Source organism: Allobosea thiooxidans (assembly GCF_900168195.1).
Taxonomy (GTDB): domain Bacteria; phylum Pseudomonadota; class Alphaproteobacteria; order Rhizobiales; family Beijerinckiaceae; genus Allobosea; species Allobosea thiooxidans.
The window spans coordinates 1-25,050 of sequence record NZ_FUYX01000023.1; the positions used below are offsets into that span (position 1 = coordinate 1).

The following is a 25,050-nucleotide window of genomic DNA, read 5'->3' on the forward strand; positions in this document are numbered from 1 at the left end:
TCTTGTTCACCGTCATGTGCGGGAACAGCGCGTAGTTCTGGAAGACCATGCCGAAGCCGCGCTCTTCCGGCCTCAAAGGGTCGATGCGCTTGTCGTCGAGCCAGATGCCGCCGCCGGTCGCCGGCAGCAGGCCGGCGATCAGGTTGAGCGTCGTCGACTTGCCGCAGCCCGAAGGCCCGAGCAGCGCGATGAACTCGCCCTTGCCGATCGTCAGCGAGACGTCCTTGAGCGCGTTGTGGGTGCCGAAGTCACGGCTCAGGTGATCGAGCCGAAGCTCGCGGAACGAGGCTGCGTTGATGGTCATGGCTTCCGGATTCTGCAGAACGGTGTCGAAACGGCAGGTGGCGGGCTTCGAAGTGAGACAAGCCTGCGATCACACGGCAATCAGCCGTACGACACATGATTTGTCAGACGGGTTTGCGGGCCTCGACGGGGCAGTCGATGTCGCGGCTGTCCAGCAAGCCGATCGGATCCCCACAGAACCTGGCATGCGCAAAGCGTATCCTCCCGAGAGGTCATCGTTCATGTGATCCGACTGGCGGCCGGAACGTGTTTCAGGGGCGGCTGGTCGTCAATGCGGCGCCTCTCTCCGAGGATCATATTATGAGACTTCATAAAGCCGCGGCCGAATGGCTCTCCCGGTACGCCAGGATGATTTCCTCCATGACGTTCGATATCGGGCGATCCCAGATGGCTATTCCTCCGCTCGTTCCAACAGAAGAGACACACCCCAGAATGTGAGACATGATCGTCGGACGCCGCCCCATGGCCTCCACTTATAATACGCGGCCATGGCAATCTTTGACACGCGCCCGATCTCCCGGCAGTGCGATGGCTATCCGGGGGGCACATGTTCTGCACCTTTCCGGCTCGCCCTCGCCAGGGAACCTCTCCGATTGTGCGAGGCCCGAAAATTCAAGCCCGGGTGGCGGCCACTCCCCCACGGCCTGGGTTGAGAATGTGGCGAGGGAGGGGTGCTTGAATAGCAAAAGACGTGAAAGGAACGGGCGACAGCGCGCGATAGGAGCCGCCTCGCATGCGACAGGTCAGCCTTTGCCCGTCTGCGCCACCAGCAAATGGCCGGATAGCGGCGCTTTTTCCAGGACCTCGCGGGCAAGGTCGATCCGGGCGGTGGCGACGTAGACCTTGCCCTCACCGCCGAAGGCAAGGCCGGTCGGGCGCGGAACCGGCAGCGGCAGCACCCGCTCGATCTCGCCATCGGGCGTCAGCCGCGCGATGCTCCAGCCGTCGTAGAGTCCGACCCAAAGCCGGTCATCGGTATCGACCGCGAGGCTGCGCGGCTCGCCCGAGACGGGTGGTATGCGGGTGAAAAGCCTGGGCGCCGCCGCCTCGCGCCCAAAGAGATAGATCGTGCCGTTCTGGGGGTCCGAAGCGAAGAGCGTGCCGCTCGCCTGCGACCAGGCAAGCGCGCCGATCCGTTTGCGCAGGGCCCAGGCGACTTCGAACGTCCCGTCGGCGCCGATCCTGCCGATCCGGGTCTCGTCGCCCTGGTACACGGCGACCCATGGCTGCCCCGCGGCATCGGTTGCCATCGCAGTGGCGCCGGCGAGCGTGGGGACGGTGCGATCCAGGACGCATTCTTGTTTGCTGATCTTCAGAACACGCCCGCCGAGCAGCAGGATGACGTCGCCTTCGGGCGTCACCGCGAGGCCATCGATCGGGGCGCCGGGCTCCGGTCGGATTGTCGCGGTCCGCCCCTCCGACGTGATGTAGAGGGTGGGTCCGAGCCGGTCCGCCCAGACGAGGGACGAGCGTTCCGGGTCCCAGACCGGGTGAGCGCCGTAGAAGACGGGCTTGCCGTGCGGGTCATGCGGCTGCCAGGGCATGCCGGCTTGCGATTGCCGCGCCGGCGCACCCTTGAGCCCCAGGCCGATATTGCGAGCCACGTTCGCAATCTCGGGGCCGAGCTGCGCCACCCTTTCGCTGGTCAATCGATAGACAGGCCCGGCAACGCTGATGGCCGCGATGGGCCGGCCACTGGAATCGAACACCGGCGCGCCGACGCAGCGGTTGCCTGGCAGGATTTCCTGGTCTTCGACCGAATAGCCGCGGGCCCGCACGATACGCAGTTGCGCCATCAGCGTTTTGGGATCGGTGATCGTCTGCGGGGTGAAGCGCTCCAGAGGCTCCTGGCCGAGCAGGGCCTCGGCCTCCGATTCCGGCAGAAAGGCCAGGATCGCTTTTCCCTGGCTGGTGCAGTGCAGAGGCTTGCGCACGCCCAGGCGTGCGGCTGAGCGGATATCGTGCGGGCTTTCGAACTTGCCGAGTGCCAGGACCGTGCCGTCATGGGGCACAGCGAGATAGGCGGTCTCTCCGGTCATGTCGCGGAGGCGCTGCAACTCGACGCTGGCGACGGTGGCGAGATCGGGCGCGACCCAGACATTCTGTGCCAGCTCGAGCAGGCGATAGCCGAGCGTATAGCCTTGGGATTGCGGATCGAGGCGAACGAAGCCATGCGCCGTGACGGAAGCGAGAATCCGGTAGAGCGTCGCCTTCGGCCACCCCGTCGCGACGGCAAGCTCGGCCGCCGAGATTTGCCCCGGGGCGGCGGCAATCAGATCGATCAGCCGAAAGGCCTTGCCGATCAGGGCCGTACCGGCGACGGCCGGCTGGTCGCTGCGATCGTCCGGCATCCATCGGATCGCGTCCGCTTGTGGCTCTACCATCGAGTGATTCCATATTGTGGGACTGATGGCGCGAGAATTCGGCCCCAAGGCTTCCCGAGGATCAATATGTAGGTCAGAAAGGTCAAGGCCGAGGCCGCGAACGACTGCGCCATCGGCTTGAAAGCGAAATTCCTTCGGCCGGACAGCGATTCATGATCTCACCCACGCAACATCCCGTCGCCGTCCCGCAGGAGGTGATCGACCGGCTGAAAGCGATCAGCAGCGGATCGCTCACCACCGAGCTGTTCCGCCGCGGCTTGCGCCAGTGCTTCCTGGTCGGGTTGAAGGCGCTGAACCCGAACGCCGCGAAATTCGCAGGCGAGGCCTTCACGATGCGCTTCATCCCGGCCCGCGAGGATATCGACACCTACGCGACCCTGACCCCGTATCCGAATCCGGACAACCTACAATGGGAGGCGGTCGAGCAGATCGGCCCAGGGCAGGTTCTCGTCATCGACAGTCGCGGCGACATTTCATCCGCATCGGCCGGCAACGTCCTGCTGACGCGCATGATGGTGAAGGGCGTGGCCGGGATCGTCACCGACGGCGCCTTCCGCGACGGCCAGGAGATCGCCGCGATGCCGTTCCCGGCCTATGCCCGCGATGTGGTCGCCTCGACCCGTCTCTCGACCCACCACGCCGCCGATCTCAACGTACCGGTCTCCTGCGCCGGCGTAGCCGTCTATCCCGGCGACATCCTCGTCGGCGACGGTGACGGCGTCACCGTGGTACCGCGCCGTTTGGCTGCCGAGATCGCCGATGCGGGCGAGAAGCGCGACATCCTCGAGGGCTATCTGGTCAAGCGCATAGCGTCCGGGGAAGGGCTCTACGGCGTCTATCCGCCGACGCCGCAAACCCGTGCCGATTTCGAGGCCTGGCAGAAGGCCGGTGCCCGCGAAGAGGACATTACGCGCATTCGTGCGGAGACCGCCAATGGCTGAGATCACCCCCGCCTTCATGGAAAAGGCGATCCGGCGCTATTTCGAAGCCTGTAACGCTGGCGACTACGCCATGCTCGTCTCCTGTTTCACGCCCGACGCCGTCCATTATTTCCCGCCCGGCCTGCCCGAAATTCCCTGGCGGACCGCCGATGTGATCGCCCGCAAATGGGTCTGGTGCGTCGAAAACCTCGGCTCGCGCTGGACCATCGAAAAGATCCTGTGCTCTTCGACCGCGCCCGAAGCCGTGATCGAATGGACGCATTGGAAGCCCCACGCCAAGACCGCGCTACGTGGCGACGAATGGTACGTCTTCGACGAGAAGAGCGGCCTGATCCGCGAAATCCGAGCTTATTACGCCTCGGCCGCCGACGGCAGCCTGCCGATCAGCGAACTGGTCGAGTTCGACTATGCCGGCCGCGGCTACCACCTCGGTCCGCGAGCCTAGAGCATTTTCGAGCGAAGTGGACACCGGTTCGCGTGAAGAAAATGCGACAAAACAAAGACCTGGAGCAATTCCGCGTTTCGGAGAATTGCGGAATTGCTCTCGCCAGCGAGATCGGCGGGAATGGCTGAAACCATGGAGCTTCTTCCGGTATCGCCTGAGGACACGAGGCCGGCGGTCCCGGGCAACGAGGCCGAAAGGCTGGTGCTGCGAGCCGGTGCCCTGGAGGCAACCCTCTCGCCCACCGAAGGCGGGCGCCTTGCCACGCTTCGCGACCTGTCCGGCACGCCTGCGCGGGATCTCGTCGTGCCCTTGCGCGCCTGGCCGGCCGAGCCTCGACGCTGGCCGAAGGGCGGGGCCTATCCGCTCATTCCCTATTCCAACCGCATCGCCGATGGCCGCCTGCGCCATGCCGGCCGCGTGTGGTCCGTCCGATCTCACCCTGACGCTGCTCCGCACAGCCTTCATGGCCCGGTGCATCTTCGCGAGTGGGAGGTCGAATCCCACGCCTCGACGAGAGCCGTTCTGACACTCGCCGCCGAGCCCGATGGCGACTGGCCCTGGCCCTATCTCGCTCGGCAATCCTTCGCGCTCACGCCGGAGACCTTGCGCATCGAGCTGAGCATCGAGAACCGCGGGGCGGAATCGGCCCCCGTGGGACTCGGCTGGCACCCCTATCTACCTTGGTCCCCCGGTGTGCAGATCCGTCACGACGCCCGACGGCGTTGGCTGCATGACAAGGATTATCTCGCGACCGGTGAGAGTGCTCCGGCCGACGCCGTCGAGGATCGGACCTGCTATCTTTCGAACTGGACCAGGCTGGAGGTCGGGTATGCCGACGGACACTGCGTCCATATCGCGGCGGCCCCGACACTCTCTCATCTGGTTCTGCATCGCCCGGACGACGACGCCTATCTCTGTGTCGAGCCGGTCTCCCATGTCGCGAACGGCTTCAACCTCGCGGCGGAAGGCGTCGTCGGCACCGGCACGCGCCTGCTCGAAGCCGGCGCGAGCTTCAGCGCCTGGGTCGAGATCGGCCTTGGGCGAAGAGGCGCATGGCCGGCCGCTGACCGGGAGATCGATCCGTGACGAAGACCATCCTGGTGACCGGTGCCGGCGGCGTCGTCGGCCGGGCCATCCGGCCCTTGCTGCGGGGTAGCTATCGCCTTCGCCTGTTCGATCGCAATGCCATCGCCGATCTCGGCGAGAATGAGGAAGCCATCCTCGGCGACATCGCGGACCGGAATGCCCTGGCCCGGGCCATGCACGGCGCTTCGGCCGTGGTGCATCTCGCCGGTTGTACCACCGAGGCCGGGATCGAGGAGCAGATCACCGGCAATGTGCAGGGCGCCTGGAATGTGTTCGACGCGGCGCGGGCTGCCGGGATCGAGCGCGTGGTCTTCACCAGCTCGCATCATGTCGTCGGTCACTATCCGCGCCACAGGCGGATTGGTTCCGATGTCCTGCTGCGCCCGGACAGCCGCTATGGCTTGACCAAGGCCTTCGGCGAGCAGGCGGGCGCCTTCTTTGCCGACCAGTTCGGGTTGCGAGTCCTAGCCATCCGGGTCGGCTTCATGGGGGATCGGCCGGTCGACCGCCGCCGCCTCGCCATCTGGACGAGCCCGCGCGATCTCGCGCAATTGGTCCGGATCGGCCTGGAGCACGAAGCCCTGCGCTTCGCCGTCGTCTACGGCGTCTCCGACAACGCCCGCAGCTTCTTCGACAACGCAACGGCGTGGCGCCTGGGCTATCGGCCGCAAGACAGCGCCGACGATTATGCGGAGGCCGTCATGGCAGCAGTCCCGCCGGAGGATCCCGACCGGCTCGCCAGCCGCGTCATCGGCGGCACGATGGCCGAAGCGAGCTTCGTCGGGGACATCGCACGCATCGAGGATTGGTGAGGCGGCGCCAGGCCGCATCAGCCGAGCAAGAACGATGGCGCACAAGACGCCGCGCAGCAGGGCCGCCCCGGCGGCAACCATTGGGAGGACGACAGAATGAAGATGACAGCCCCATCTCGACGCCAGTTCCTGGGCGGTGCGGCAGGCCTTGCCGCCATCGCACCCGGCCTCGCGCAGGCACAGCTCGCCCTGCCGAAGGCCCCGGTCAATCTCAATATCGTCGATGTCGCGGGCAATCTCGCGCTGACCCAGAAGGCTTTCGAGGCCTATCGCCGGGCGAAACCGGAGCTGGTGTCGCGGATGACCTTCACCAAGGCCCCCGCCCCCGAACTGCCGGGCAAGATCAAGGCGCAGCAGGCTGCCGGGCGCATCGACATCGATCTCGTGCTGACCGGCACGGACGCCCTCGCGGCCGGCATCGAGCAGAACCTCTGGGTGGACCTTCTCTCTGCCCACAAGGCGGCGCTGCCGAATCTCGACGAGATCTACGAAAAGGGCGCTGCCATGATGCAGGGCCTGGCACGCGGCCAGGGCGTGGTCGTCGCTTATTACCCCTCAGGGCCGCTGCTCGAATACCTGCCGGCCCACGTCCCGACTCCGCCCGGCTCGCTCGAGGAGCTGCTGGCCTGGGCCAAGGCCCACCCCAACAAGTTCATGTACGCCCGACCTGCCAATTCCGGCCCCGGCCGCACCTTCATCATGGGGCTGCCCTATATCCTCGGCGACAGCGACCCGAAGGACCCGATGAAAGGCTGGGACAAGACCTGGGCCTATCTGAAGGAACTCGGTCGCTACATCGAATATTACCCGACCGGCACCTCCGCGGTGATGAAGGAGCTCGGCGACGGCACCCGCCATATCATCGCCACCACGACGGGCTGGGACATCAACCCGCGCGTGCTCGGCGTGGTCCCGAAAGAAGCACGCATCGCCACCTTGAAGAATTTCCGCTGGGTCATCGACGGCCAGTACATGGCGATCCCGAAGGGGCTGCCCAACGAGAAGATCGCCGTCCTGCTCGACCTGATGTCGTTCATGCTGACCAAGCCGGCACAGGCCTTCACCTATGACGAGGGCTATCTCTATCCGGGGCCGGCGGTGAAGGACGTCCCGCTTTCGATGGCGCCGCCCGAGAGCCAGGCCGCGATCGCGGAATTCGGCCGCCCCGAATATGCGAAACTGATCGCGGAAACGCCCTTCGAGCTGCCGCTCGAACCCGACCAGATGGTCCTGGCCTTCCGCCGCTGGGACGAGGAAATCGGCCGGAAAGCCTGATCGCCTTTCGAGCCGGGCCGCGGGCACCGTGCCCGCCCCGTCCGATCGCGGCCGCCCATGCTCGTGCAGGGCGGCCGCACCCTGCCCACTTCACCGGGACGGCCGCATCGGCCGGCCTTCGACCTGATGAGAAGGCCATGTCCGATCCGATCACCAAGGTGGAGCCGATTGTCCTGCGCATTCCGTTCGACGACGGCGGCAAGGGACAGGGCATCACGCCGACCCGCTGGAGCAATCTCGACATCGTCCTGGTCCGGGTCGAAACGGGATCGGGTCTGATCGGCTGGGGTGAAGCCTTCGGTTACATGTGCCAGAACGCCACTGCCGTCGCGGTTCGCGACCTCGTCGCACCTGCCGTGATCGGGCGGGATTCGCGGGACCCGCAAGCCGTCAATCTGGCAGCCCAGCAGGCCCTGGCCCTCTTCGGCCGCTATGGCATCACCATGTTCGCGATCTCGGGGCTGGATATCGCGCTGTGGGATATCGCAGGCAAGCGCGCCGGCCTGCCGCTATCCCGCCTGATCGGATCGCCCCACCGCGACCGGATCCGCGCCTATGCGAGCCTCGTCCGCTATGGCGAGGCCGAGCGCGTCGAGCACTTCGCCGCCGAGGCGGCCGCGCTCGGATATGACGAGGTGAAGCTGCATGAAGTGCTGCCGGAGACGATCTGGGCCGGCCGCCGCGGCGCGGGGCCGAGGGCGCGCCTGACCGTCGACGTCAATTGCCAATGGTCGCTGGAGCAGGTGCGAGCCATGCTGCCCGTTCTCGCCGAAACCGAGGTGAACTGGCTCGAGGAGCCGACCTTTCCGCCCGAAGATCCCACGCCCTGGCGGGCGATCGCGGCCGAGGGGATCGCCATCGCAGCCGGCGAGAATGCCTGCACAGCGATGGAGTTCGGCCGCCTCGTGCCCGCGCTGGACGTTGTCCAGCCGAGCGTGACCAAAGTCGGCGGCGTCACTGAGTTCCTCAAGGTCGCGCAGGTCGTGCGCGCCGCGGGCAAGCGCCTTGCGCCGCACTCACCCTATTTCGGACCGGGCTATTGGGCGAGTTTACAGCTCGCGGCCGCCATCGGCGCCTTCGAGGTCTTCGAATTTCTTTATGTCCGGCCGGAAGCCTGGTGCGGCCTCGATCCGGTCTTGCCGGTCGATGGAGTCATCCGGATCCCCGATGCTCCAGGCATCGGTTTCGAGCCCGATATGTCCGCCATCGAACGTTATCGGATCTAGAGCGCTTCCAGTTTAATCCGGGTCATATCCTGCAGCTCTGAAGAAGTTTGCAGGCGCGCGTGGAGGCGATCCGTGCCCATCACGAGGCGCGGGAGTTTCGGCACGCAGCAGCAGAGACCTGTGCCCTTTGGTCGGCTGCGAACGACTACGTTCAGACTGCGGCTCCCTGGTCAGCGCTCAAACACCACCTCGGTGCGGCAGTTGCGACTCGTACCGCTCCGCCTCATCGAAATCTGCGCCACGGTGGCCTGGAGCCACATTCCGGATCTCGCGATCCTCGGCCATTGCCGCAGTAGGTGGAACGGCGAGCGCAAGCCCGCCCGTGTGGCCCGACGATGTCGAGGGCCAATTTCTCACTGGTTGAAGCTCAGGGACAGTTCTTCCGGCGTCATACGAAATGCGTCGGCTGCCCGCTTAGGGCGGGTTGGAATGTCTGGATTCGGGCACCGGGTTAATGTCCGGAATTGGCGCTGCGCGGTTTGGCGTCGCGGGCGCGGCCGCCTTTGGTCGCTCATGTGACCGATAGACAACACCAGAACCTCTGAAGCTTGACACTTCACGCATTCCACGTTTATCTCAATTAGAGACATTAACGGACATTTCTTTAAATCACATGTTCGAGCACAAGTTCATCAATGCCCGCATCATGGATGGCACGGGCGCGCCTTGGTTTCGGGGCGAAGTCGCGACGGTGGATGGCCGGATCGCCGAGGTCGGCCGCAGCATCACGGGCCAGGCGCGCGAAATCGTCGATGTCGGCGGCCGCGTGCTGGCGCCCGGCTTCATCGACGTCCACACCCATGACGATCTGGCGGTACTGCGCGACGCCACCCATGCTCCGAAGCTGCTGCAGGGGGTGACCTCGGTCGTGCTCGGGAATTGCGGCTTCGGCGGCAGCCCGTCGAGTCCGGCGCGCCGCGACGATCTGGTGCGCTATGCCGCGCCGGTGCTCGGCCCGATGCCCGGTCCCGGCGCGTGGGACGCGTTCGGCGACTATCTCGACGCGCTGTCGGGCGCGCCGAGCTCGGTCAATGCGGTCTCGCAGGTCGCCCATGGCGCCGTGCGCATCGCTGTGATGGGCTTCGAGAACCGCCCTGCCACGCCGGCCGAGATCGAGCGCATGTGCGCCCTCGTGCGGGAGGCCATGGAGGCGGGCGCCATCGGCCTGTCGTTCGGCCTGCTCTATGCACCGGGCTGCTACGCCGATCGCCGCGAGCTCGTCGCGGTCGCGGCGACGGCGGCGCGTGCCGGCGGCATGCTGAACTGCCATATCCGGACCGAGGGCGACACGCTGCTCGACTCGCTGACGGAGGTGATGGACATCGCTGAGGCGGCCGGAGCGCCGCTCCATGTCAGCCATCTGAAAGTCGTCGGCAAGCGCAACTGGGGCACGATCGGCCGGGCGCTCGACCTGATTGCCGGCCGCCGCGCGCGCGGCCTCGACGTCACCTGCGACATCTACACCTACACTGCCGGCAGCAGCACGCTGCTCTCGGTCCTGCCGCCCTGGGTCTCGGCCGGCGGCGCCAAGGAGGTGCTGGCGCGCCTCGCCGATCCGGCCGCGCGGGAACGCATCCGCCGCGACATGGAGGGCAACCTGCCTGGTTGGGACAACTTCGCCGGGATGCTCGGCTGGGACCGCGTCGTCATCTCGGGCGTCGATACCGAGGCCAATCGGAGCCTTGAAGGGCGCAATATCGAGGCGATCGCCTCGGAGCGCGGCCAGCACCCGGTCGACTGCATGCTCGACATCCTGCTGGAGGAGAACGGGCGGGTCACGATGATCCTGCACCAGATGTCGGATGAGGACGTCAAATCGGTGCTGCGCTCCGATTTCGCCATGGTAGGCTCCGACGGCATCCCGCTCGAGACCGGCAAGGTCCATCCCCGCCATTACGGGACCTTCCCGCGCATGATCGCCCATTATGTCCGGCAGGAGCGCATCATGCCGGTCGAGGAGGCGGTGCGGAAGATGACGGCGATCTCCGCTCTGCGCTTCGGCCTGGCCGAGCGCGGCCTGATCGCCAAGGGCGCCTTCGCCGACCTCATCGTCTTCGACGACGGCAAGATCGAGGACATCGCGACCTTCGAGGATCCGCGGCGCTATCCCGTCGGCCTCGACCGCATCTACGTCAACGGAAAGCTCGCTGCCGAGGAGGGGAAGCCCTCGGCCGAGCGGGCCGGCCGCCTGATCAGGCATCGCTGCGCCTGCTGCGGCCCGCAGACATCCCTGGCTTGCAACTGAAAAAATCATTCGGGAGGAAACGATGAAGTTCGGAGGGATCACCCGCCGCTCGGCCGTCGCCGGGCTGGCCGTTGCACTCGGCGGCGCCAATCTGCCCGCGCTTGCGAAGCCGAAATCCGGGGGCGTGCTCAATGTCGCGATCACCGGGGAACCGCCGACGCTCGACGCGCATCACTCGACCGCCTTCATCACGCAGTCTGTGGGCTGGCACATCTATGAGGGGCTGTTCACGCTCGACGGCAAGTTCAACGCCGTGCCTATGCTGGCCGAGAGCGCGACCTTCGACGAGAAGCGCAACACCTACGTTATCAGGCTGCGCGCCGACGTGCCGTTCCATGACGGCTCGATCCTGAGCGCCGACGACGTCGTCGCCTCGCTCGAGCGCTGGGGGCGCAAGTCCAATTACGGGCGGATGATGTTCGCCAATGTCAGCGCCCTGCGCAAGGTCGACGGGTTGACGGTCGAGATCGCCCTCAAGGAGGCCTCGCCGGTGGTGCCGATGATGCTGGCCTTCCCGAACCAGCAGGCGGCGATCTATCCGAAGAGCGTCATCGACAAGTTCGGCGACAACGAGATCCGCAGCTACATCGGCACCGGGCCCTTCCGCTTCAAGGAACATGTGCCGGACCGCCATCTGATCCTCGCCCGCTTCGACAAATATGCGGCCATCGCGGCCGAGCCGGACGGCATGGGCGGCCGTCGCGTCGCGCATTTCGATGAGCTGCGCCTGGTGCCGACGCCGGAGGTTTCGGTGCGACTCGAGGGCGTGCAGACCGGCCTCTACGACATTGCCGATCAGGTGAGCCAGGACATGCTCCCGATGATCAAGATGTACCCGACCATCGAGCCGCTGGTGACCAAGCCCTATTGGTGGACCATGGCCGTGTTCAACAAGAAGCGGGCGCCCTTCAACGACGCCCGCATCCGCCAGGCCTTCGTGCTCGGCCTCGCCAACAAGGAGGTGATGGGCGCCGCCTTCGCTTCCGAGGAGTTCTACCGGCTCGATCCCGGCATCCTCTTCCAGGAGCAGGCGCAGTGGTGGAGCAAGGCCGATGGCGGGCTCTACAACAAGCATGACGCCGCACGCGCCAAGGCCCTGCTGAAGGAGGCGGGCTATGCCGGCCAGCCGATCAAGTGGCTGACCACGCGCGAATACGACTTCATGTACAAGAATGCGCTCGTCGCCACCGAGCAGCTCAAGGCGGTCGGCTTCAACATCCAGCTCGAGGTCGTCGACTGGGCGACGATCGTCCAGCAGCGCAACAATCCGCAGGCCTACGACATCTTCAGCGGCGCGACGACCTTCACGCCGGATCCGGGGGTCTGGCCCTGCTTCGACGCAGCCTGGCCGGGCTTCTGGGAGGACGCCCGCAAGGACGAACTCGTTCGCAAGCTCAACACCGAGATGGACCCGAAGAAACGCTACGCGGTCTGGGAGGAGCTGCAGAATCATTTCTGGCAGCAGGCTCCGATGGCCAAGTTCGGCGATTTCTTCATCCTCGGCGTCAAGAACGCCGATCTGAAGAATGTATCGGCGACGCCGTTCCCGTTCTACTGGAATGCCTGGAAGCAATAGGCTCCGGGTCGAGGCGTACCTCATGGCAGTTCGGATCAAAGTCGGGCTCATCGCGAATACCGAGTTCAGCGAGCCGCTCGAACTCGCGTTGCGCGATGCGGGGTCGAACATCGACTTCGAGGTACGCTTCTACGATCATCAGGACGAGGCGGGCCGCCTCGCCCATGAGCTGGAGGGGATCGTCGACGCGATCCTCTTCTCCGGTCCGGTGCCTTATTACGTCGCCCTCGCGGAACGGCCGCTGACGGTCCCCGCTTCTCATGTCGTCTTCGACGAGGCCTCCCTGGTGAAGGCCTTCTTCGACCTCGTGCGGGCGGGCGTCGATCCTGCGACCATCAGCGTCGACACCGTTTCCGACGATGTTGTGGTCGACGTCTGCCGCGAGCTGGAAATCGACCCGAGCGGCATCAGGAACATGCCGCTCGTCGACGGCCGGATCCATGACGACTTCACCGGCTTCCATATCGAGCACTACCGCGCGGGACATACGCGCCATGCCCTGACCTGCCGCTCCATCGTCAAGCATGAACTCGCGGTGGCGGGCGTGCCCTGCCACTTCATGTTCTGGACGAAGCACACGATCCTGAAGGCGCTCGACCTGCTGGTCTCGAACCTGCTCCAGCAGCGCTATCGCGGTTCGCAGATCGCCATCGGCCTGCTGCGGGTCAATACGCCCCAGTTCAACGGCGCGATCGCCGATGTCCGCCGCCACGCGCTGGCGCTCGAGACCTATCTGCTGGCCTTCAGCGACAGGCTCGGCGTCAACCTGCTCGATATCGGCAGCGGGCTTCACCTGTTCTACACGACCTATGGCGCGCTCCGGCGGCAAACCGAGGAGTTCACGGTGGCGCCGGCGCTCGAGCCGATCCCGCTGCCGGGCTTCTCGCTGCAGATCGGCATCGGCACCGGGGCGAGCGCTGCCATCGCCGAGGACGGCGCGCGCAAGGCGCTGCACCAGGCCGAGCAGCGCAACGGCGACGGGCTCTACATCGTCTTCGACGGCGATCGCCTGGTCGGCCCTCTCGGCCAGGATCGGACGCGGCTGATCCGCGTCGAGGATGCGGCCATCGTCCAGCTCGCGGAACGCACCGGGGTCACCGCCGCCAACCTGGCGCGGATGCTGGAGACGGTCGGAGACGACAAGTCCCGCGCCTACAGCGCCGTCGAGCTCGCCGCCATTCTCGACTCCACCTCGCGGACCGCGCGCCGCGTCCTGACCCGGCTGACCGAAGCCGGATTCGCCGTGCCCGTGGGGGAGAGCACCCCGATCGGCCATGGACGGCCATCCACGCTCTACAGGATCGATCTGACCGTGCCCGGAAACCTTTCGTCATGAGCATGGCCGTACAGGAGCAGGCGGGCCGGACCGAGCCGCGCAAGCCGCATTTCCTCGCCAAGCTGTTCTCGCGCACCAATGTGATCATCGGGACGATATTGCTCGTCGTGGTGCTCGCCACGGCGCTGTCCGCCGATCTGCTCGCGCCGGCCGACCCCAATGCGCTTGCGGTGCAGAACCGGCTGAAGCCGCCGGGGCCGGTCCATCTTCTCGGTACGGACGAATTCGGCCGGGACGTGCTGTCGCGAGTGATGCACGGCGCCCGAACCTCGCTGATCATCGGCTGTGCCGTGGTCTTCGTCGCCGTCGGGCTGGGCTCGGTGCTCGGCCTGCTCACCGGCTTTTATTCACGCCTCGACGCCGTGCTGTCGCGTCTGCTCGACGGGCTGATGTCGTTCCCCGGACTGGTGCTGGCGATCGCCATGGCCGGCGTCCTCGGCGCCAGCAGCTCGACCGTCATCATCGCGCTCGGGACGGTCTACATGCCGCGGGTGGCGCGGGTGGTGAGAAGCTCGGTCCTCGTCGTCAAGGAACTGCCCTATGTCGAGGCCTGCATCGCTGTCGGCGGCAGCAGACTCTACGCCCTGTTCCGCCACGTCCTGCCCAATGTCCTGTCGCCGATCATCGTCCAGGCGTCCTTCATCTTCTCCTATGCCGTTCTCGGGGAGGCCGCATTGAGCTTCCTCGGCGCGGGCATCCCGCCGACCCAGCCGAGCTGGGGCAACATGCTGGCGGAAGCGCGCACCTTCGTGGTGATGGCGTGGTGGATGGCGTTCTTTCCGGGAGTTGCAATCATGATCACCGTCCTCGGCCTGAACCTGTTCGGTGATGGCCTGCGCGATGCGCTCGATCCGAAGATGCGGGAGCGTTGAGATGGCCGCGATGACCCTGACCTGCGTGGATTGCCGCGCCTCCTATCCGGCGACGCTGCTTTATGCCTGCGAGGCCTGTGGCGGTCTTCTCGAAGTCACCCGCCCCGGCACCGAGCCCCCGGGCCTCGACGCGCTGGTCTCGCCGGCCGTGACGCTGGGCGAATGCGGCACGCCCCTGCTGCCTGTACGGCCCGGCTCGCTGCCGACGCCGGCGCGCGCGCTCTGGTTCAAGGACGAGACCCGCAATCCGAGCGGCTCCTTCAAGGACCGGCTGGTGAGCGCGGCTCTGACGACCGCGCTCACCTTCGGATCGAAGGGGTTGGTCTGCGCATCGAGCGGCAATGCCGGCGCCTCTGCGGCCGCCTATGCCGCGCGGGCCGGGATTCCCGCCGTCATTCTCGTGCCGGAGCGGACGCCGACCGAAAAGATGGCCCAGATTGCCGCCTACGGCGCCCTGCTGGTCAAGGTCGCGGGGCATTACAGCAACTCCTACGCCATGGCGCTGGCGGTGGCGCGCGAGACCGGCTTCGTCAATGTCACCACCACCTTCCTCAACCCCTACGGCACCGATGCGCTGCGTCTGGTCGGACATGAGATCTACGACCAGCTCGGCGGCCAGGTCCCCGACTGGGTCTTCGTGCCGACCGGCTCCGGCCCGCTGGTCAAGGGCGTGTTCCAGGGTTTCGCCGACCGGGGCGGGCGCATGCCGAGGCTCGTCGCCGTCCAGGCCGAGGGCTGCGCACCGATCGTGAAGGCGTTCGAGGAGCGGGCCGGCGAGGTCCAGGCCTGGGGCGAACCGAAGACGATCGCCTCGGGCATCTCCGACCCGCTGATCGGCTATGCCCGCGACGGGACCTATACGCTGCGCCTGGTGCGCGAGAGCGGCGGGTGCGCGATCGCCGTCAGCGACGACGAGATCCGCCGGGCGATGCGCGTGCTGGCGGCGGGCAACGGCATCTTCGCCGAGCCGACCGGCGCGAGCTCGCTCGCCGCCGCGCAGAAGATGCTCGCGCGCGGTGATATCGGCCCGGACGAGCGCATCGTCTGCATGGTGACCGGGCACGGCTTCAAGGATTTCGGGATCTACCGGCAGATGCCGGTCCATGAAATCCGCGTCGAGGCAGACGCGTCCGCGAGCGTGATCATCCAAGCGCTGGAGGGGATGGGACCGCCGGAGAGGGTTGTCTGATGGCGCGCTTCATCCTGCAGCGGCTCGTGCTGCTGCTGCCGAGCCTGCTGGTTCCGCTGTTCCTGGTCTTCGTGCTGCTGCACCTGGCGCCGGGCGATCCCGCGGCGGTGATGCTCGGCGCCGACGCCACCGCGGAGCGGATCGCGGCTTTGCGCGAGCAGCTCGGGCTGAACGAGCCCTTTGTGGTCCAGCTCGTCGTCTGGCTGAAGCAGATGTCGACGCTCGATCTCGGAGAGTCGATCTTCCTGCGCATGCCGGTGACGCAGGCGATCCTGCAGCGGGTGGAGCCGACCCTGATCCTGACACTCTACGCTCTGATCATCGCGGTCGGCATCGGCATGATTTCGGGCGTGGTCTCGGCGGTCAACCGCAACGGGCCGGCCGACCAGGTGGCGATGGGCGTGGCGATGCTCGGCGTCTCGATGCCGGAATTCTGGTTCGGCCTGATGCTGATCCTGCTCTTCGCCGTGGAGTTCCGCCTGTTCCCAGTGGCCGGCTACATCCCGCTTGAGCGCGGCTTCTGGCAATGTCTGTGGTCACTCACCCTGCCGGCGCTGTCGGTCGGCCTGGTCCAGGCCGCCTTCATCGCCCGCATCACCCGCTCCAGCATGCTCGACGTGCTGGGGGAGGATTTCATCCGGACGGCGCGCGCCAAGGGCCTGCCGGGCCATACCGTCATTGCCCGCCACGCCCTGAAGAACGCCCTGATGCCGATCATCACGGCGATCGGCATCACCTTTGCCGTCCTGATGGGCGGCGCGATCGCAATCGAGATCGTCTTCAACATCCCAGGCGTCGGGCGGTTACTGATCAATGCGGTTTCGCGGCGCGACTATCCCGTGATCCAGGGCATCGTACTGTTCATGGCACTGACCTTCATCATCGTGAACCTGCTCGTCGATGTGCTCTACAGCCTGGTCGACCCTCGCGTCGGCAAGTAGGGAGGCGGCGCTCGACAATGACAGAGATGGCGAGCCCATAGAACGTATGGCCTGCTGCCACCTGCCGCGGCCGGGCGGCCCCAACTACGGTTGCGCGGTTCATTGCCAAATCGAGCGACCTGAGACCGGACGCTCTTAACGTCGGGAGGAGCCAGTCTCAGTCGCAATGCGGGCTCGCGGCCGATGTCTCACAAGGCAGCTCGCGCGCCTTCTGTCGGACCACTTCAAGCCCTTCGCGCCCCTTCGTTGTGGCGCGGTAAAGGCGTTGATCACGGGTCTCATGTGTCGGGCCAACGGATAGGTCAGCTGCGCTTCCGTCTATTTGATACTGTAGGAGACGGACGCCTGCTGAACGAGCCTGACACCCGGTCCGTTATATATCCGGTGACGCCCGCAATATGGTGCGCCGCTCGGCCCGGAGCATCTTTCGCCTAGGTTGACGAGTGTCCGCTGTGGGGCAAAGCGCCAGCTTCCGCTTATGACGCCCGCCGGGCAGAAACCGGGTGTCGGCCATCGTGCGCGTGAGCTCTATCGGCGGGCCAAGCCTCCCAGGAGATGCGCCATGGAACTCAAAGAGAAGACGATCATCGTAACGGGCGCGAGCAGCGGCATTGGCGCCGCTGGTGCGGAGCTGTTCTCGCGGGAGGGGGCCAACGTTGTATTGGGCGCTCGTCGCTCTCCTGAGCTTCGGGCGCTGACCGACAGGCTCAGGTCCGGTAACGGCAGGGCCGTTTTCCTCGCGGGTGACGTGCGGGACGAAGACTATGCCGAGGCGCTGGTCGAGCTGGCGGTCCGAGAGTTTGGCGGCCTCGATGGCGCATTCAACAATGTCGGCATCGTGGGGAAAATGGCACCGGTGCCCGATACGGATAAGGCGGACTGGGACGAGGTGATCGCCATCAACCTCACTTCGGCCTTCCTGGCGGCGAAAGCGCAGATCCCCGCCCTCAGGAAGCGTGGCGGCGGGTCGATTGTGTTCACGTCGTCATTTGTGGGCTTCAGCAATGGCGGGATGCCGGGCATGGGAGCGTATGCCGCGTCCAAGGCTGGTATGAACGGGCTCGCGCAGTCATTGGCATCGGATCATGCCGCCGAGGGCATCCGGGTGAATGCGCTGTTGCCTGGAGGCACGATCACGCCTGCGGGTGGCGAGGGCAATGCCGAGGTGCTGGGCTTCATTGCGAACCTGCATCCGATGAAGCGCATGGCCAGCGCGAGGGAGATCGCTCAGGCGGCGCTCTTCCTGCTGTCCGACCGCTCCAGCTTCGTGACGGGAAGCCCGATGATCGTCGACGGTGGCATGTCGGTGCGGTTGCTCTGATGTTTCGGCTCGCGCTCTGGAATCGAGATCGGTTTGAGCGGCCCCTGGTTGGCCTCAATGTCGGCTTTCAGGCGTGGACCTAAAGTCAGCGGCTGGCGACACACGAGCGGCGGAGCCGCTATAAGAGTTTCGGATGCGGCGTCCTCTGATGGCGATTTGCGTCAGCTCTCCCGGGACGGCGCGCCGGAATGCAGCGTGGTCACCCAGATCGCGCGAGCGACCGTCTGCTCGGGGTTGTCGAACATGTGCGGCACGATGCTGGGGAAGCAGACACTGTCCCCCGCATCGAGCAGATGAGGCTCATGCTCGAGCCAGATCCGGATCCGGCCGGCGAGCACATAGACCGCTTTCTCCCCGACATGCTGGACGAAGTCGGCGCCTGACGACGCGCCCGGATTGAGCGTCAGCTCGTAGATCTCGAGCGCTCCGCCCTGGGCCGGTGTCAGCGATTCCTTGAGCACGCCGCTCGCCGTCAGGCGCAGCAGGCGCCGGTCGTTCCGGCGCACGATGTATTGCGACGACGGGTCGGGTGCGTGCGGCTCGAAGAAATAGGAGATCGGCACGCCGAGCGCGATGCTGAGCAGCCGCAGGGTGCGGATGGAGGGCGAGGCGAGCGCCCGCTCCAGCTGGCTGATCATGCCATTGGAGAGCCCCGTGCGCTGCGCCAGCTCCTGGATCGAGAGCCCGGCGCGCTGGCGCAGCAGCCGGACCGTCTCGCCGAGCCGATGCTCGGCATCCTCGGGCACGACGATCGCCTCGCCCGTGCCCTTCCCCGAAGCGCCCGTTCCCGTGGCGTTTCTGCTCATCGATCGCCTCTCAAGCCAGTTTCCCGAAGCGCCCAGCACTACCGCTCCACCTTGGCGCGCACGGCAGCACATGTCAGCACGATTGACAGGCTATTTTAGCCGTGTTGAATTCATCATAACAAAAGTTAAGGGGATTGAAATCCCGCCTGCCCCGCGACGTGAGAACACGCCGCGGATCCGCGGTTTCATTGGGAGCGAGCACATCATGTCCGACGGATATTCTGGAGTCACGGGCCCCACGCGCCGCGGCGCTCTGGCGATGGGCATGGGTCTTGCCGCCGGCATCGGCCTGCCGGCCTCGCTGCGGGCGGCCCAGCCGCCTGCCGAGCCCAAGGGGCAGGTCGTCGCGGGCCTGTCGCAGGAGCCGACCGTCTTCCACCCGCTGATGCCCGGCATCGAGGTCGACCAGGGCGTCTGGTGGCAGCTCTTCAGCACGCTCTGGTACATCGACCCGCAGGGCCGCTTCCAGCCGGACCTCGCCAAGGAGGTGCCGACCCTCGAGAATGGCGGGCTGTCCGCCGACGGCCTGACCTGGAAGGTCAAGCTGCGCAACGACGCCAAATGGCATGACGGCACGCCCTTCACCGCCGAGGACGTCAAGTTCAGCATCGACCTGATCAACAACAGCGCCTTCCGCGCCCGTAACCGGGTCGGGCACAGCCTCGTCCACGACATCAAGGTGGTCGCGCCGGACGAGATCCACTGGCGCATGGAGAGCGCCTATTCGCCCTATATGTCGATCCTGTCGCTGTTCTTCATCGTGCCCAAGCACGCGCTGGAGAAGGCGTCCGATCCCAATGCCTCACCCTTCAACAACGCGCCGATCGGGACCGGCCCGTTCCGCTGGGGCGAGCGCGTGCCGGGCGACCACATCCAGCTCCTCGCCAACAAGGCCTATCACGGGCGCGGGCCGTTCCTGGAGCGCGTGATCTTCAAATACGTTCCCGACCTGACCGTGCTCTACACCCAGTTCCGCACCGGCCAGATCGACTACACCGGTATCCAGGGCGTGCTGCCGAACTTCGTGAAGGAAGCGAAGACCCTGCCGGGCCGCAAGATCTCGGTCTCGCCGATGGCGTCGATCGAGCACATTGCGCCCAATCTCGAGTTCGGGCCGCTCGCCGACCGGTCGGTGCGGGAGGCGCTCTATCTCGCCATCAACAAGAAGGGGCTGATCGACGCGCTCAACTACGGGCTGCCGACGCCGACGGAATCCTTCGTGCCGCAGCAGGCCTGGTCCTTCAACAAGGACCTGCCGGCCCATGCCTACGACCCGGCCAAGGCCAACTCCATTCTCGACGCAGCCGGCTGGAAGCGCGGCTCCGGCGGCGTCCGCGAGAAGAACGGCGTCCGGCTGGAGTTCAGCAACTCGACCACCAGCGGCAACGCCGTGCGCGAGCAGACCCAGCAGCTCCTGATGCAGGACTGGAAGGCGATCGGCGCCTCGCTGCGGATCAGCAACATGCCCGCCGCCGTGATCTGGGGCGAATTCTGGCAGCAGTCGAAGTTCCAGTCGGTGATCGTCGGCGTCAATTTCATGCTGGGCAGCGACCCGGACGTGACACCGCGCTTCGGCTCCGGCGCGATCCCGGCCAAGGGCGGGCGCGGCTACAACACCTATCAGTACCAGAACAAGGAAGCCGATCGGCTGCTGGCCGAGGGCGCGGCCCAGTTCGACCTCGCCGAGCGCAAGAAGAGCTATGGTGCGCTGCAGAAGCTGGTCCGCGACGACCTCGCGATCCTGCCGCTGTTCCAGTCGGCCATCGCCGAAGGCACCAAGGAGGGGCTGCAGGGCTTCGCGCCCAACATCAACACCTCCTCGAACTGCTGGAACATGCGGGAGTGGTACTGGGCCTGACGGCCGCAAGAGCGAGATCGCGCCGCGATGCTTCCCTATCTCATCCGCCGGCTCGGGCAGGCGCTGGTGCTCCTCCTCATCGTCTCGATGCTCGGCTTCGCCATTCTGCATCTGGCGCCGGGCGGGCCGCTGTCGCAGTTCGCCCTGTCGTCGCAGATGTCGCCGGAAGATATCGCGCGGATCTCGCGCCAGCTCGGCCTGGACCGGCCCCTGCCGGTCCAGTACGCGGACTGGCTCTGGCGCATGCTGCAAGGCGACTGGGGCACCTCCTATCGCGACGGCAGCGCCGTGCTCTCCGTCATCGGCTCGCATCTCCGGGCCACCTTCGAGCTGATGGCAACGGCGACGCTGATCGCCTGCCTGCTCGGCTGCTGGATCGGCATCCTCGGCGCGATCCGGCGCTATTCGCTGTTCGACACGCTCGCCACCGTGGGGGCGATGATCGCGCTCTCGATCCCCACCTTCTGGTTCGGTCTGGTCACGATCTACGTCTTCTCGGTCACGCTCGGCTGGCTGCCGGCCGGCAACCGCCACACGGTCGGCGACGATTCCGTGCTCGACCTGCTGCATCATCTGATCGCCCCCGCCCTCGTGCTCGCGCTGGTCGAGACGGCGATCTGGGCCCGTTTCATGCGCTCCTCCATGCTCGATGTCATCGGCCAGGACTATATCCGCACCGCCCGGGCCAAGGGCCTGCCGGAGTGGAACGTCCTGTCGCGGCATGCGCTGCGCAACGCGCTGCTGCCGATGATCACCGTCGCCGGCCTGCAGTTCCCGACCCTGCTCGGCGGTGCGCTCGTCGCCGAGACGGTATTCACCTGGCCCGGCATGGGCCGGCTCTTCCTCGATTCCATCGCCTATCGCGACTACCCCGTGGTGATGGGCATCCTGATGCTCTCGGCCACGATGGTGATGCTCGGCTCGCTCCTCGCCGACCTGCTCTATGCGGTGGTCGACCCGCGGATCCGGATGGAGTGAGGCGATGACCATGCAAGCCGCCTCCGTTTCGGCCGAACCGACGCCCGTCGCCTCCACGAACACAGCCTGGCGGCGCTTCCGCCGCCACCGGCTCGCCATGGCCGGCACGGCCACGATCCTCGTCCTGGCCTTGGGCTCGGTCTTCGGCCCGTTCCTGCTGCCCTTCGACGACACCCATATCGACATCCTGCAGCGCTTCGCGCCGCCGCTCTCTGGCGTCCATGTGCTGGGCACCGACGAGCTCGGCCGTGACATCCTCGCCCGGCTGATGATGGGCGGGCGCATCTCGCTCGCGATCGGCTTCCTTGCCATGGCAGTCGCGATGGCGATCGGCATCGCGGTCGGCGTGGTCGCCGGCTTCTATGGCGGCTGGCTCGGCTCCGCGCTGATGCGCTTCGTCGATGCGGTGCTGTGCTTCCCGGCGATCTTCCTGCTGCTGGCGCTGGCGGCGCTCACCGAACCGGGCATCGTCGCGACCACGCTGCTGATCGCCGCGACCTCCTGGATGAACGTCGCCCGCATCGTCGAGGCCCAGATCCGCTCCCTGCGCGAGCGCGACTTCGCCGTGGCGGCCCGGTCCGTGGGCGCAAGCAACCTCTACATCATGTTCCGCAGTCTGCTGCCGAACGCGATGGCGCCGATCGTGGTGGCGGCAACGCTCAACGTCGCCAAGGCGATCCTGCTCGAATCCTACATCAGCTTCCTCGGCTACGGCATCCAGCCGCCAGCCTCGAGCTGGGGCAACATGCTGAACAACGCCCAGATCTACCTGACGAGCGCACCCTGGCTCGCGCTCCTGCCGGGCATCGCGATCACGCTCGCCGTGACCAGCTTCAACTTCATCGGCGACGGCCTGCGCGACGCGCTCGATCCGCGCCTGGACATCAACTGACGCCACTTTTCACTGCCGCTGCGGCCGTCCAGGCCCGTCTCAGGAGCATCTCCATGTCCCCGCCGGTCAACCGCATTCCCAGCGACGAGCGCCTGCCGGAAGCCGTCGACGTCGTGGTCATCGGCGGCGGCGTGATTGGCGTCTCCAGCGCCTATCACCTCGCCCGCAAGGGGCTTTCCGTCGCGCTGGTCGAGAAGGGCCATGTCGCCGGCGAACAGTCGAGCCGCAACTGGGGCTGGTGCCGCCAGCAGGGGCGCGCCCGCGCCGAGATCCCGCTCGCCCGCGAAGCGCTGCGCCTCTGGGAGGAAATCCAGGAGGAGGCCGGCGCCGATACCGGCTTCCGCCGCACCGGTGTGCTCTTTCTGACCAAGGACCCCAAGGAAGCGGCCGACTGGGAGCGCTGGGCGGGCATCGCGCGCGAGCAGCAGGTCCATTCCACCTTGCTGACGCCGGCGCAGGTCGCCGAGACGCTGCCCACCAACGCCGAGAAATGGGTCGCCGGTCTCCATACCCCGAGCGATGGCCGGGCCGAGCCCTCGATGGCGGTGCCGGCGCTCGCGCTCGCGGCGCGCAAGCGGGGCGTGACCATCCATCAGGGCTGCGCGGCCCGCGGGCTGGAGACGACGGGCGGCGCGGTCAGCGCCGTCGTCACCGAAAAGGGCGCCATCCGCACCCAGGCCGTGCTGCTCGCGGGCGGCGCCTGGTCCTCGCTGTTCTGCCGGCGCCACGGCATCGACCTGCCGATCGGGCTGGTCGACGCCACCGCCTGTCGCACCACCCCGGCACCCGAATTCACAGACGGCGCGCTCGGCACGACGGCCTACTGCATCCGCCGCCGGCTCGATGGCGGCCTGACCCTGGCCCTGCGCGGGCGCGGTACCGTCAACCTGACGCCCGACATCCTGCGTTACGCCAAGGCATTCTGGCCGACCTTCAAGCAGCGTCGCGCCGGGTTGAAGCTGCGGCTGGGCACCGACTTCTTCAAGCAACTCTTCGGCAACGCGAACTGGCGCCTCGACCAGCCCTCGCCCTTCGAGGCCGTGCGCGTGCAGGACCCCGCCCCCGACATGGAGCTGGTCAACGCGGCGCTGGCCGCTCTGATCCAGGGCAATCCCGAGCTCAAGGACATCCGCATCGCGGAGGCCTGGGGCGGCACCATCGATTCCACGCCCGACACCGTGCCGGTGATCTCGGCCGTCCCAAGTCTGCAGGGCTTCTTCCTCGCCACCGGCTTCTCCGGGCACGGCTTCGGCATCGGCCCGGCGGCCGGCAAGCTCGCCGCCGACATCGTCCGGGGTGACACCCCGCTGGTCGACCCCGCCGCCTACAGCTACCAGCGGCTGGTCGACGGCCGCCCGCTGGCGCCCGTCGGGCTGTTCTAGAGTCGCCGGCATGACCATCCTCTACAAGGCCAGCGCCGAGCGGGCGGGGCAATGGGCCGCGGCCTTCGCCCGGCAGGCCCCCGGCGTTCCGTTCCGCATCTGGCCGGATATCGGCGACCCCGAAGCAGTCGAATATCTGCTGCTCTGGCAGCCGCCGGAGCGGATCGCCGAGACCTTCCCCAATCTGAAGATGGTGTTTTCGGTCGGGGCCGGCGTCGACCAGCTCGACTTCAGCAAGCTGCCGCCCGGGTTGCCGGTCGTGCGCATGCTTGAGCCCGGCATCGCCGAGAGCATGGCCGAGTTTGTCTGCATGGCGACCCTGATGCTGCACCGTGACATGGTCGCCTATCTCGACCAGCAGCGCCGGCGGCAATGGCGCGAGATCCAGGTCCAACCCGGCGCGCGCCGCCGCGTCGGCATCCTCGGGCTCGGGCAGCTCGGCCAGGCGAGCCTCGCGAAGCTGCGGCCCTTCGGCTTTCCCCTCTCCGGCTGGAACCGCTCGCCGCGCCAGATCGAGGGCGTCGCCTGCTTCACCGGAGCGGACGAACTGCCAGCCTTCCTGGCGCAGACGGACATCCTGATCTGCCTGCTGCCATTGACCGAGGCGACGCGCGGCATTCTCAACGCGCGGCTGTTCGCTGCGCTGCCGCCGGGCGCCGCCATCATCAATGTCGGGCGCGGCGGCCATCTCGTCGAGGCGGATCTCCTGGCGGCGCTGGAAACCGGGCAGCTTTCGGGCGCGATGATCGACGTTCTCGATCCCGAGCCGCCGCCGGCGGAGCATCCGTTCTGGCGGCATCCGCGCATCGTGATGACACCCCACATCGCCAGCATGACGCGACCGGAGGGCGGGGCCGCCTTCGTGCTCGAGACGATCGAGCGCCACCGCAGGGGGCTCCCGATCGAGGGCCTCGTTCCGCGCGGTCAGGAATACTGAACGCACGACTCCTGTTAACGGCCGACCGCCCGTCCGGGCCTTTCCGTACGGGCTTTGTCACGATAACTGCCGGCGGATGCGTAAAGGTGCCTATGGTTTGATGACAGGCTCCGACGTCGACTGACCCGTGGCGACTACCCGCCGTGCCCGTTTTGCCGTTCCGCCGACGGTGAGTTTGGATCGGGAGCCCGATGTCCCGTCTCGGAGTCGCTGGCGTCCGCTTCCGGGCAAAGCACCAAGGTCAG

The 25,050-nt window shown here is 66.7% G+C and carries 22 protein-coding genes; 19 read left to right on the forward strand and 3 right to left on the reverse strand.

Features of this window, described 5'->3' with window-relative positions:
• Together B5Y19_RS24485 and B5Y19_RS24490 are read right to left on the reverse strand one after the other, a co-directional pair.
• Positions 1 to 298 (reverse strand): ATP-binding cassette domain-containing protein (locus B5Y19_RS24485; RefSeq protein WP_176168724.1); only part of this gene is annotated, 298 nt, incomplete at its 3' end.
• A 748-nt stretch (positions 299 to 1,046) separates the two neighbouring features.
• Positions 1,047 to 2,654 carry an IclR family transcriptional regulator domain-containing protein gene (locus tag B5Y19_RS24490; protein ID WP_055728242.1) on the reverse strand — a complete coding sequence of 536 codons (1,608 nt, stop codon included), beginning with the start codon at positions 2,652 to 2,654 and terminating at the stop codon, positions 1,047 to 1,049.
• Between the two features lie 185 nt (positions 2,655 to 2,839).
• On the opposite strand from B5Y19_RS24490, the gene B5Y19_RS24495 reads away from it, so the two are divergent.
• The 14 genes from B5Y19_RS24495 (at position 2,840) to B5Y19_RS24555 (ending at position 17,952) form a co-directional block, all read left to right on the forward strand.
• Positions 2,840 to 3,628: a ribonuclease activity regulator RraA gene (locus B5Y19_RS24495; protein WP_055728241.1), complete on the forward strand. Its 789-nt coding sequence runs from the start codon at positions 2,840 to 2,842 to the stop codon at positions 3,626 to 3,628.
• Positions 3,621 to 4,073, forward strand: a complete 453-nt coding sequence (locus B5Y19_RS24500; RefSeq protein ID WP_055728240.1) for a nuclear transport factor 2 family protein — start codon at positions 3,621 to 3,623, stop codon at positions 4,071 to 4,073. Before B5Y19_RS24495 ends, B5Y19_RS24500 begins: the two co-directional genes overlap by 8 nt.
• A 120-nt stretch (positions 4,074 to 4,193) precedes the next feature.
• The gene (locus tag B5Y19_RS24505; protein ID WP_079592301.1) at positions 4,194 to 5,159 is read left to right on the forward strand and encodes an aldose epimerase family protein; all 966 of its coding nucleotides are present in this window, start codon (positions 4,194 to 4,196) and stop codon (positions 5,157 to 5,159) included.
• A complete protein-coding gene (locus B5Y19_RS24510; RefSeq protein WP_055728238.1) occupies positions 5,156 to 5,971 on the forward strand; it encodes an NAD-dependent epimerase/dehydratase family protein in 816 nt (271 codons plus the stop codon). The genes B5Y19_RS24505 and B5Y19_RS24510 overlap by 4 nt, the downstream gene beginning before the upstream one ends.
• Positions 5,972 to 6,067: 96 nt before the next feature.
• On the forward strand, positions 6,068 to 7,246 hold the full coding sequence (locus tag B5Y19_RS24515) for an ABC transporter substrate-binding protein (protein WP_055728237.1): 1,179 nt from the start codon (positions 6,068 to 6,070) through the stop codon (positions 7,244 to 7,246).
• A gap of 137 nt (positions 7,247 to 7,383) precedes the next feature.
• Entirely contained in the window at positions 7,384 to 8,472 is a 1,089-nt protein-coding gene (locus B5Y19_RS24520) for a mandelate racemase/muconate lactonizing enzyme family protein (RefSeq protein WP_055728236.1), read from the forward strand.
• A 47-nt stretch (positions 8,473 to 8,519) separates the two neighbouring features.
• Positions 8,520 to 8,768 (forward strand): hypothetical protein, encoded by a 249-nt coding sequence (locus B5Y19_RS26770; RefSeq protein ID WP_411914173.1) that lies wholly within the window; start codon positions 8,520 to 8,522, stop codon positions 8,766 to 8,768.
• Positions 8,769 to 9,085: 317 nt separating this feature from the next.
• A complete protein-coding gene (locus B5Y19_RS24525; RefSeq protein ID WP_055728235.1) occupies positions 9,086 to 10,717 on the forward strand; it encodes an N-acyl-D-amino-acid deacylase family protein in 1,632 nt (543 codons plus the stop codon).
• Positions 10,718 to 10,739: 22 nt separating this feature from the next.
• Complete coding sequence (locus B5Y19_RS24530; RefSeq protein ID WP_055728234.1) at positions 10,740 to 12,293, forward strand: ABC transporter substrate-binding protein; 1,554 nt, start codon at positions 10,740 to 10,742, stop codon at positions 12,291 to 12,293.
• Between the two features lie 22 nt (positions 12,294 to 12,315).
• A complete protein-coding gene (locus B5Y19_RS24535; RefSeq protein ID WP_055728233.1) occupies positions 12,316 to 13,629 on the forward strand; it encodes a helix-turn-helix domain-containing protein in 1,314 nt (437 codons plus the stop codon).
• 2 nt (positions 13,630 to 13,631) lie between these two features.
• Complete coding sequence (locus B5Y19_RS24540; RefSeq protein ID WP_055728232.1) at positions 13,632 to 14,501, forward strand: ABC transporter permease; 870 nt, start codon at positions 13,632 to 13,634, stop codon at positions 14,499 to 14,501.
• Position 14,502: 1 nt separating this feature from the next.
• On the forward strand, positions 14,503 to 15,690 hold the full coding sequence (gene thrC, locus B5Y19_RS24545) for a threonine synthase (RefSeq protein WP_197282432.1): 1,188 nt from the start codon (positions 14,503 to 14,505) through the stop codon (positions 15,688 to 15,690).
• On the forward strand, positions 15,690 to 16,631 hold the full coding sequence (locus B5Y19_RS24550) for an ABC transporter permease (RefSeq protein WP_079592303.1): 942 nt from the start codon (positions 15,690 to 15,692) through the stop codon (positions 16,629 to 16,631). The genes thrC and B5Y19_RS24550 overlap by 1 nt, the downstream gene beginning before the upstream one ends.
• A gap of 562 nt (positions 16,632 to 17,193) precedes the next feature.
• On the forward strand, positions 17,194 to 17,952 hold the full coding sequence (locus B5Y19_RS24555; protein WP_055728230.1) for an SDR family oxidoreductase: 759 nt from the start codon (positions 17,194 to 17,196) through the stop codon (positions 17,950 to 17,952).
• 161 nt (positions 17,953 to 18,113) lie between these two features.
• Here the strand turns inward: B5Y19_RS24555 and B5Y19_RS24560 are convergent, their stop codons facing one another.
• The gene (locus B5Y19_RS24560) at positions 18,114 to 18,758 is read right to left on the reverse strand and encodes a cupin domain-containing protein (RefSeq protein WP_055728229.1); all 645 of its coding nucleotides are present in this window, start codon (positions 18,756 to 18,758) and stop codon (positions 18,114 to 18,116) included.
• A 205-nt stretch (positions 18,759 to 18,963) separates the two neighbouring features.
• Here B5Y19_RS24560 and B5Y19_RS24565 point away from each other — a divergent pair, with 205 nt between their 5' ends.
• Genes B5Y19_RS24565 through B5Y19_RS24585 form a run of 5 tightly spaced genes read left to right on the forward strand, consistent with a single transcriptional unit; the run spans position 18,964 to position 24,805 of the window.
• Positions 18,964 to 20,616, forward strand: a complete 1,653-nt coding sequence (locus B5Y19_RS24565; RefSeq protein ID WP_055728228.1) for a peptide ABC transporter substrate-binding protein — start codon at positions 18,964 to 18,966, stop codon at positions 20,614 to 20,616.
• Between the two features lie 27 nt (positions 20,617 to 20,643).
• Positions 20,644 to 21,594: an ABC transporter permease gene (locus B5Y19_RS24570; RefSeq protein WP_055728227.1), complete on the forward strand. Its 951-nt coding sequence runs from the start codon at positions 20,644 to 20,646 to the stop codon at positions 21,592 to 21,594.
• A gap of 10 nt (positions 21,595 to 21,604) precedes the next feature.
• On the forward strand, positions 21,605 to 22,486 hold the full coding sequence (locus B5Y19_RS24575; RefSeq protein ID WP_055728244.1) for an ABC transporter permease: 882 nt from the start codon (positions 21,605 to 21,607) through the stop codon (positions 22,484 to 22,486).
• Between the two features lie 53 nt (positions 22,487 to 22,539).
• Positions 22,540 to 23,868, forward strand: coding sequence for an NAD(P)/FAD-dependent oxidoreductase (locus B5Y19_RS24580; protein WP_055728226.1), 1,329 nt, complete (start codon positions 22,540 to 22,542; stop codon positions 23,866 to 23,868).
• 10 nt (positions 23,869 to 23,878) lie between these two features.
• Positions 23,879 to 24,805 (forward strand): 2-hydroxyacid dehydrogenase, encoded by a 927-nt coding sequence (locus tag B5Y19_RS24585; RefSeq protein ID WP_055728225.1) that lies wholly within the window; start codon positions 23,879 to 23,881, stop codon positions 24,803 to 24,805.
• The last annotated feature ends 245 nt before the right edge of the window (positions 24,806 to 25,050 follow it).

Bases quoted from the DNA above. Each gene is read 5' to 3' on its own strand.
- B5Y19_RS24525 (WP_055728235.1), top strand. From the start codon at position 9,086: ATGTTCGAGCACAAGTTCATCAATGCCCGCATCATGGATGGCACGGGC.
- B5Y19_RS24540 (WP_055728232.1), top strand. From the start codon at position 13,632: ATGGCCGTACAGGAGCAGGCGGGCCGGACCGAGCCGCGCAAGCCGCAT.
- B5Y19_RS24530 (WP_055728234.1), top strand. From the start codon at position 10,740: ATGAAGTTCGGAGGGATCACCCGCCGCTCGGCCGTCGCCGGGCTGGCC.
- thrC (WP_197282432.1), top strand. From the start codon at position 14,503: ATGGCCGCGATGACCCTGACCTGCGTGGATTGCCGCGCCTCCTATCCG.
- B5Y19_RS24570 (WP_055728227.1), top strand. From the start codon at position 20,644: ATGCTTCCCTATCTCATCCGCCGGCTCGGGCAGGCGCTGGTGCTCCTC.
- B5Y19_RS24535 (WP_055728233.1), top strand. From the start codon at position 12,316: ATGGCAGTTCGGATCAAAGTCGGGCTCATCGCGAATACCGAGTTCAGC.
- B5Y19_RS24500 (WP_055728240.1), top strand. From the start codon at position 3,621: ATGGCTGAGATCACCCCCGCCTTCATGGAAAAGGCGATCCGGCGCTAT.
- B5Y19_RS24585 (WP_055728225.1), top strand. From the start codon at position 23,879: ATGACCATCCTCTACAAGGCCAGCGCCGAGCGGGCGGGGCAATGGGCC.
- B5Y19_RS24565 (WP_055728228.1), top strand. From the start codon at position 18,964: ATGTCCGACGGATATTCTGGAGTCACGGGCCCCACGCGCCGCGGCGCT.
- B5Y19_RS24490 (WP_055728242.1), bottom strand. From the start codon at position 2,654: ATGCCGGACGATCGCAGCGACCAGCCGGCCGTCGCCGGTACGGCCCTG.
- B5Y19_RS24580 (WP_055728226.1), top strand. From the start codon at position 22,540: ATGTCCCCGCCGGTCAACCGCATTCCCAGCGACGAGCGCCTGCCGGAA.
- B5Y19_RS24505 (WP_079592301.1), top strand. From the start codon at position 4,194: ATGGCTGAAACCATGGAGCTTCTTCCGGTATCGCCTGAGGACACGAGG.
- B5Y19_RS24495 (WP_055728241.1), top strand. From the start codon at position 2,840: ATGATCTCACCCACGCAACATCCCGTCGCCGTCCCGCAGGAGGTGATC.
- B5Y19_RS24560 (WP_055728229.1), bottom strand. From the start codon at position 18,758: ATGAGCAGAAACGCCACGGGAACGGGCGCTTCGGGGAAGGGCACGGGC.
- B5Y19_RS24550 (WP_079592303.1), top strand. From the start codon at position 15,690: ATGGCGCGCTTCATCCTGCAGCGGCTCGTGCTGCTGCTGCCGAGCCTG.
- B5Y19_RS24575 (WP_055728244.1), top strand. From the start codon at position 21,605: ATGCAAGCCGCCTCCGTTTCGGCCGAACCGACGCCCGTCGCCTCCACG.
- B5Y19_RS24555 (WP_055728230.1), top strand. From the start codon at position 17,194: ATGGAACTCAAAGAGAAGACGATCATCGTAACGGGCGCGAGCAGCGGC.
- B5Y19_RS24515 (WP_055728237.1), top strand. From the start codon at position 6,068: ATGAAGATGACAGCCCCATCTCGACGCCAGTTCCTGGGCGGTGCGGCA.
- B5Y19_RS24520 (WP_055728236.1), top strand. From the start codon at position 7,384: ATGTCCGATCCGATCACCAAGGTGGAGCCGATTGTCCTGCGCATTCCG.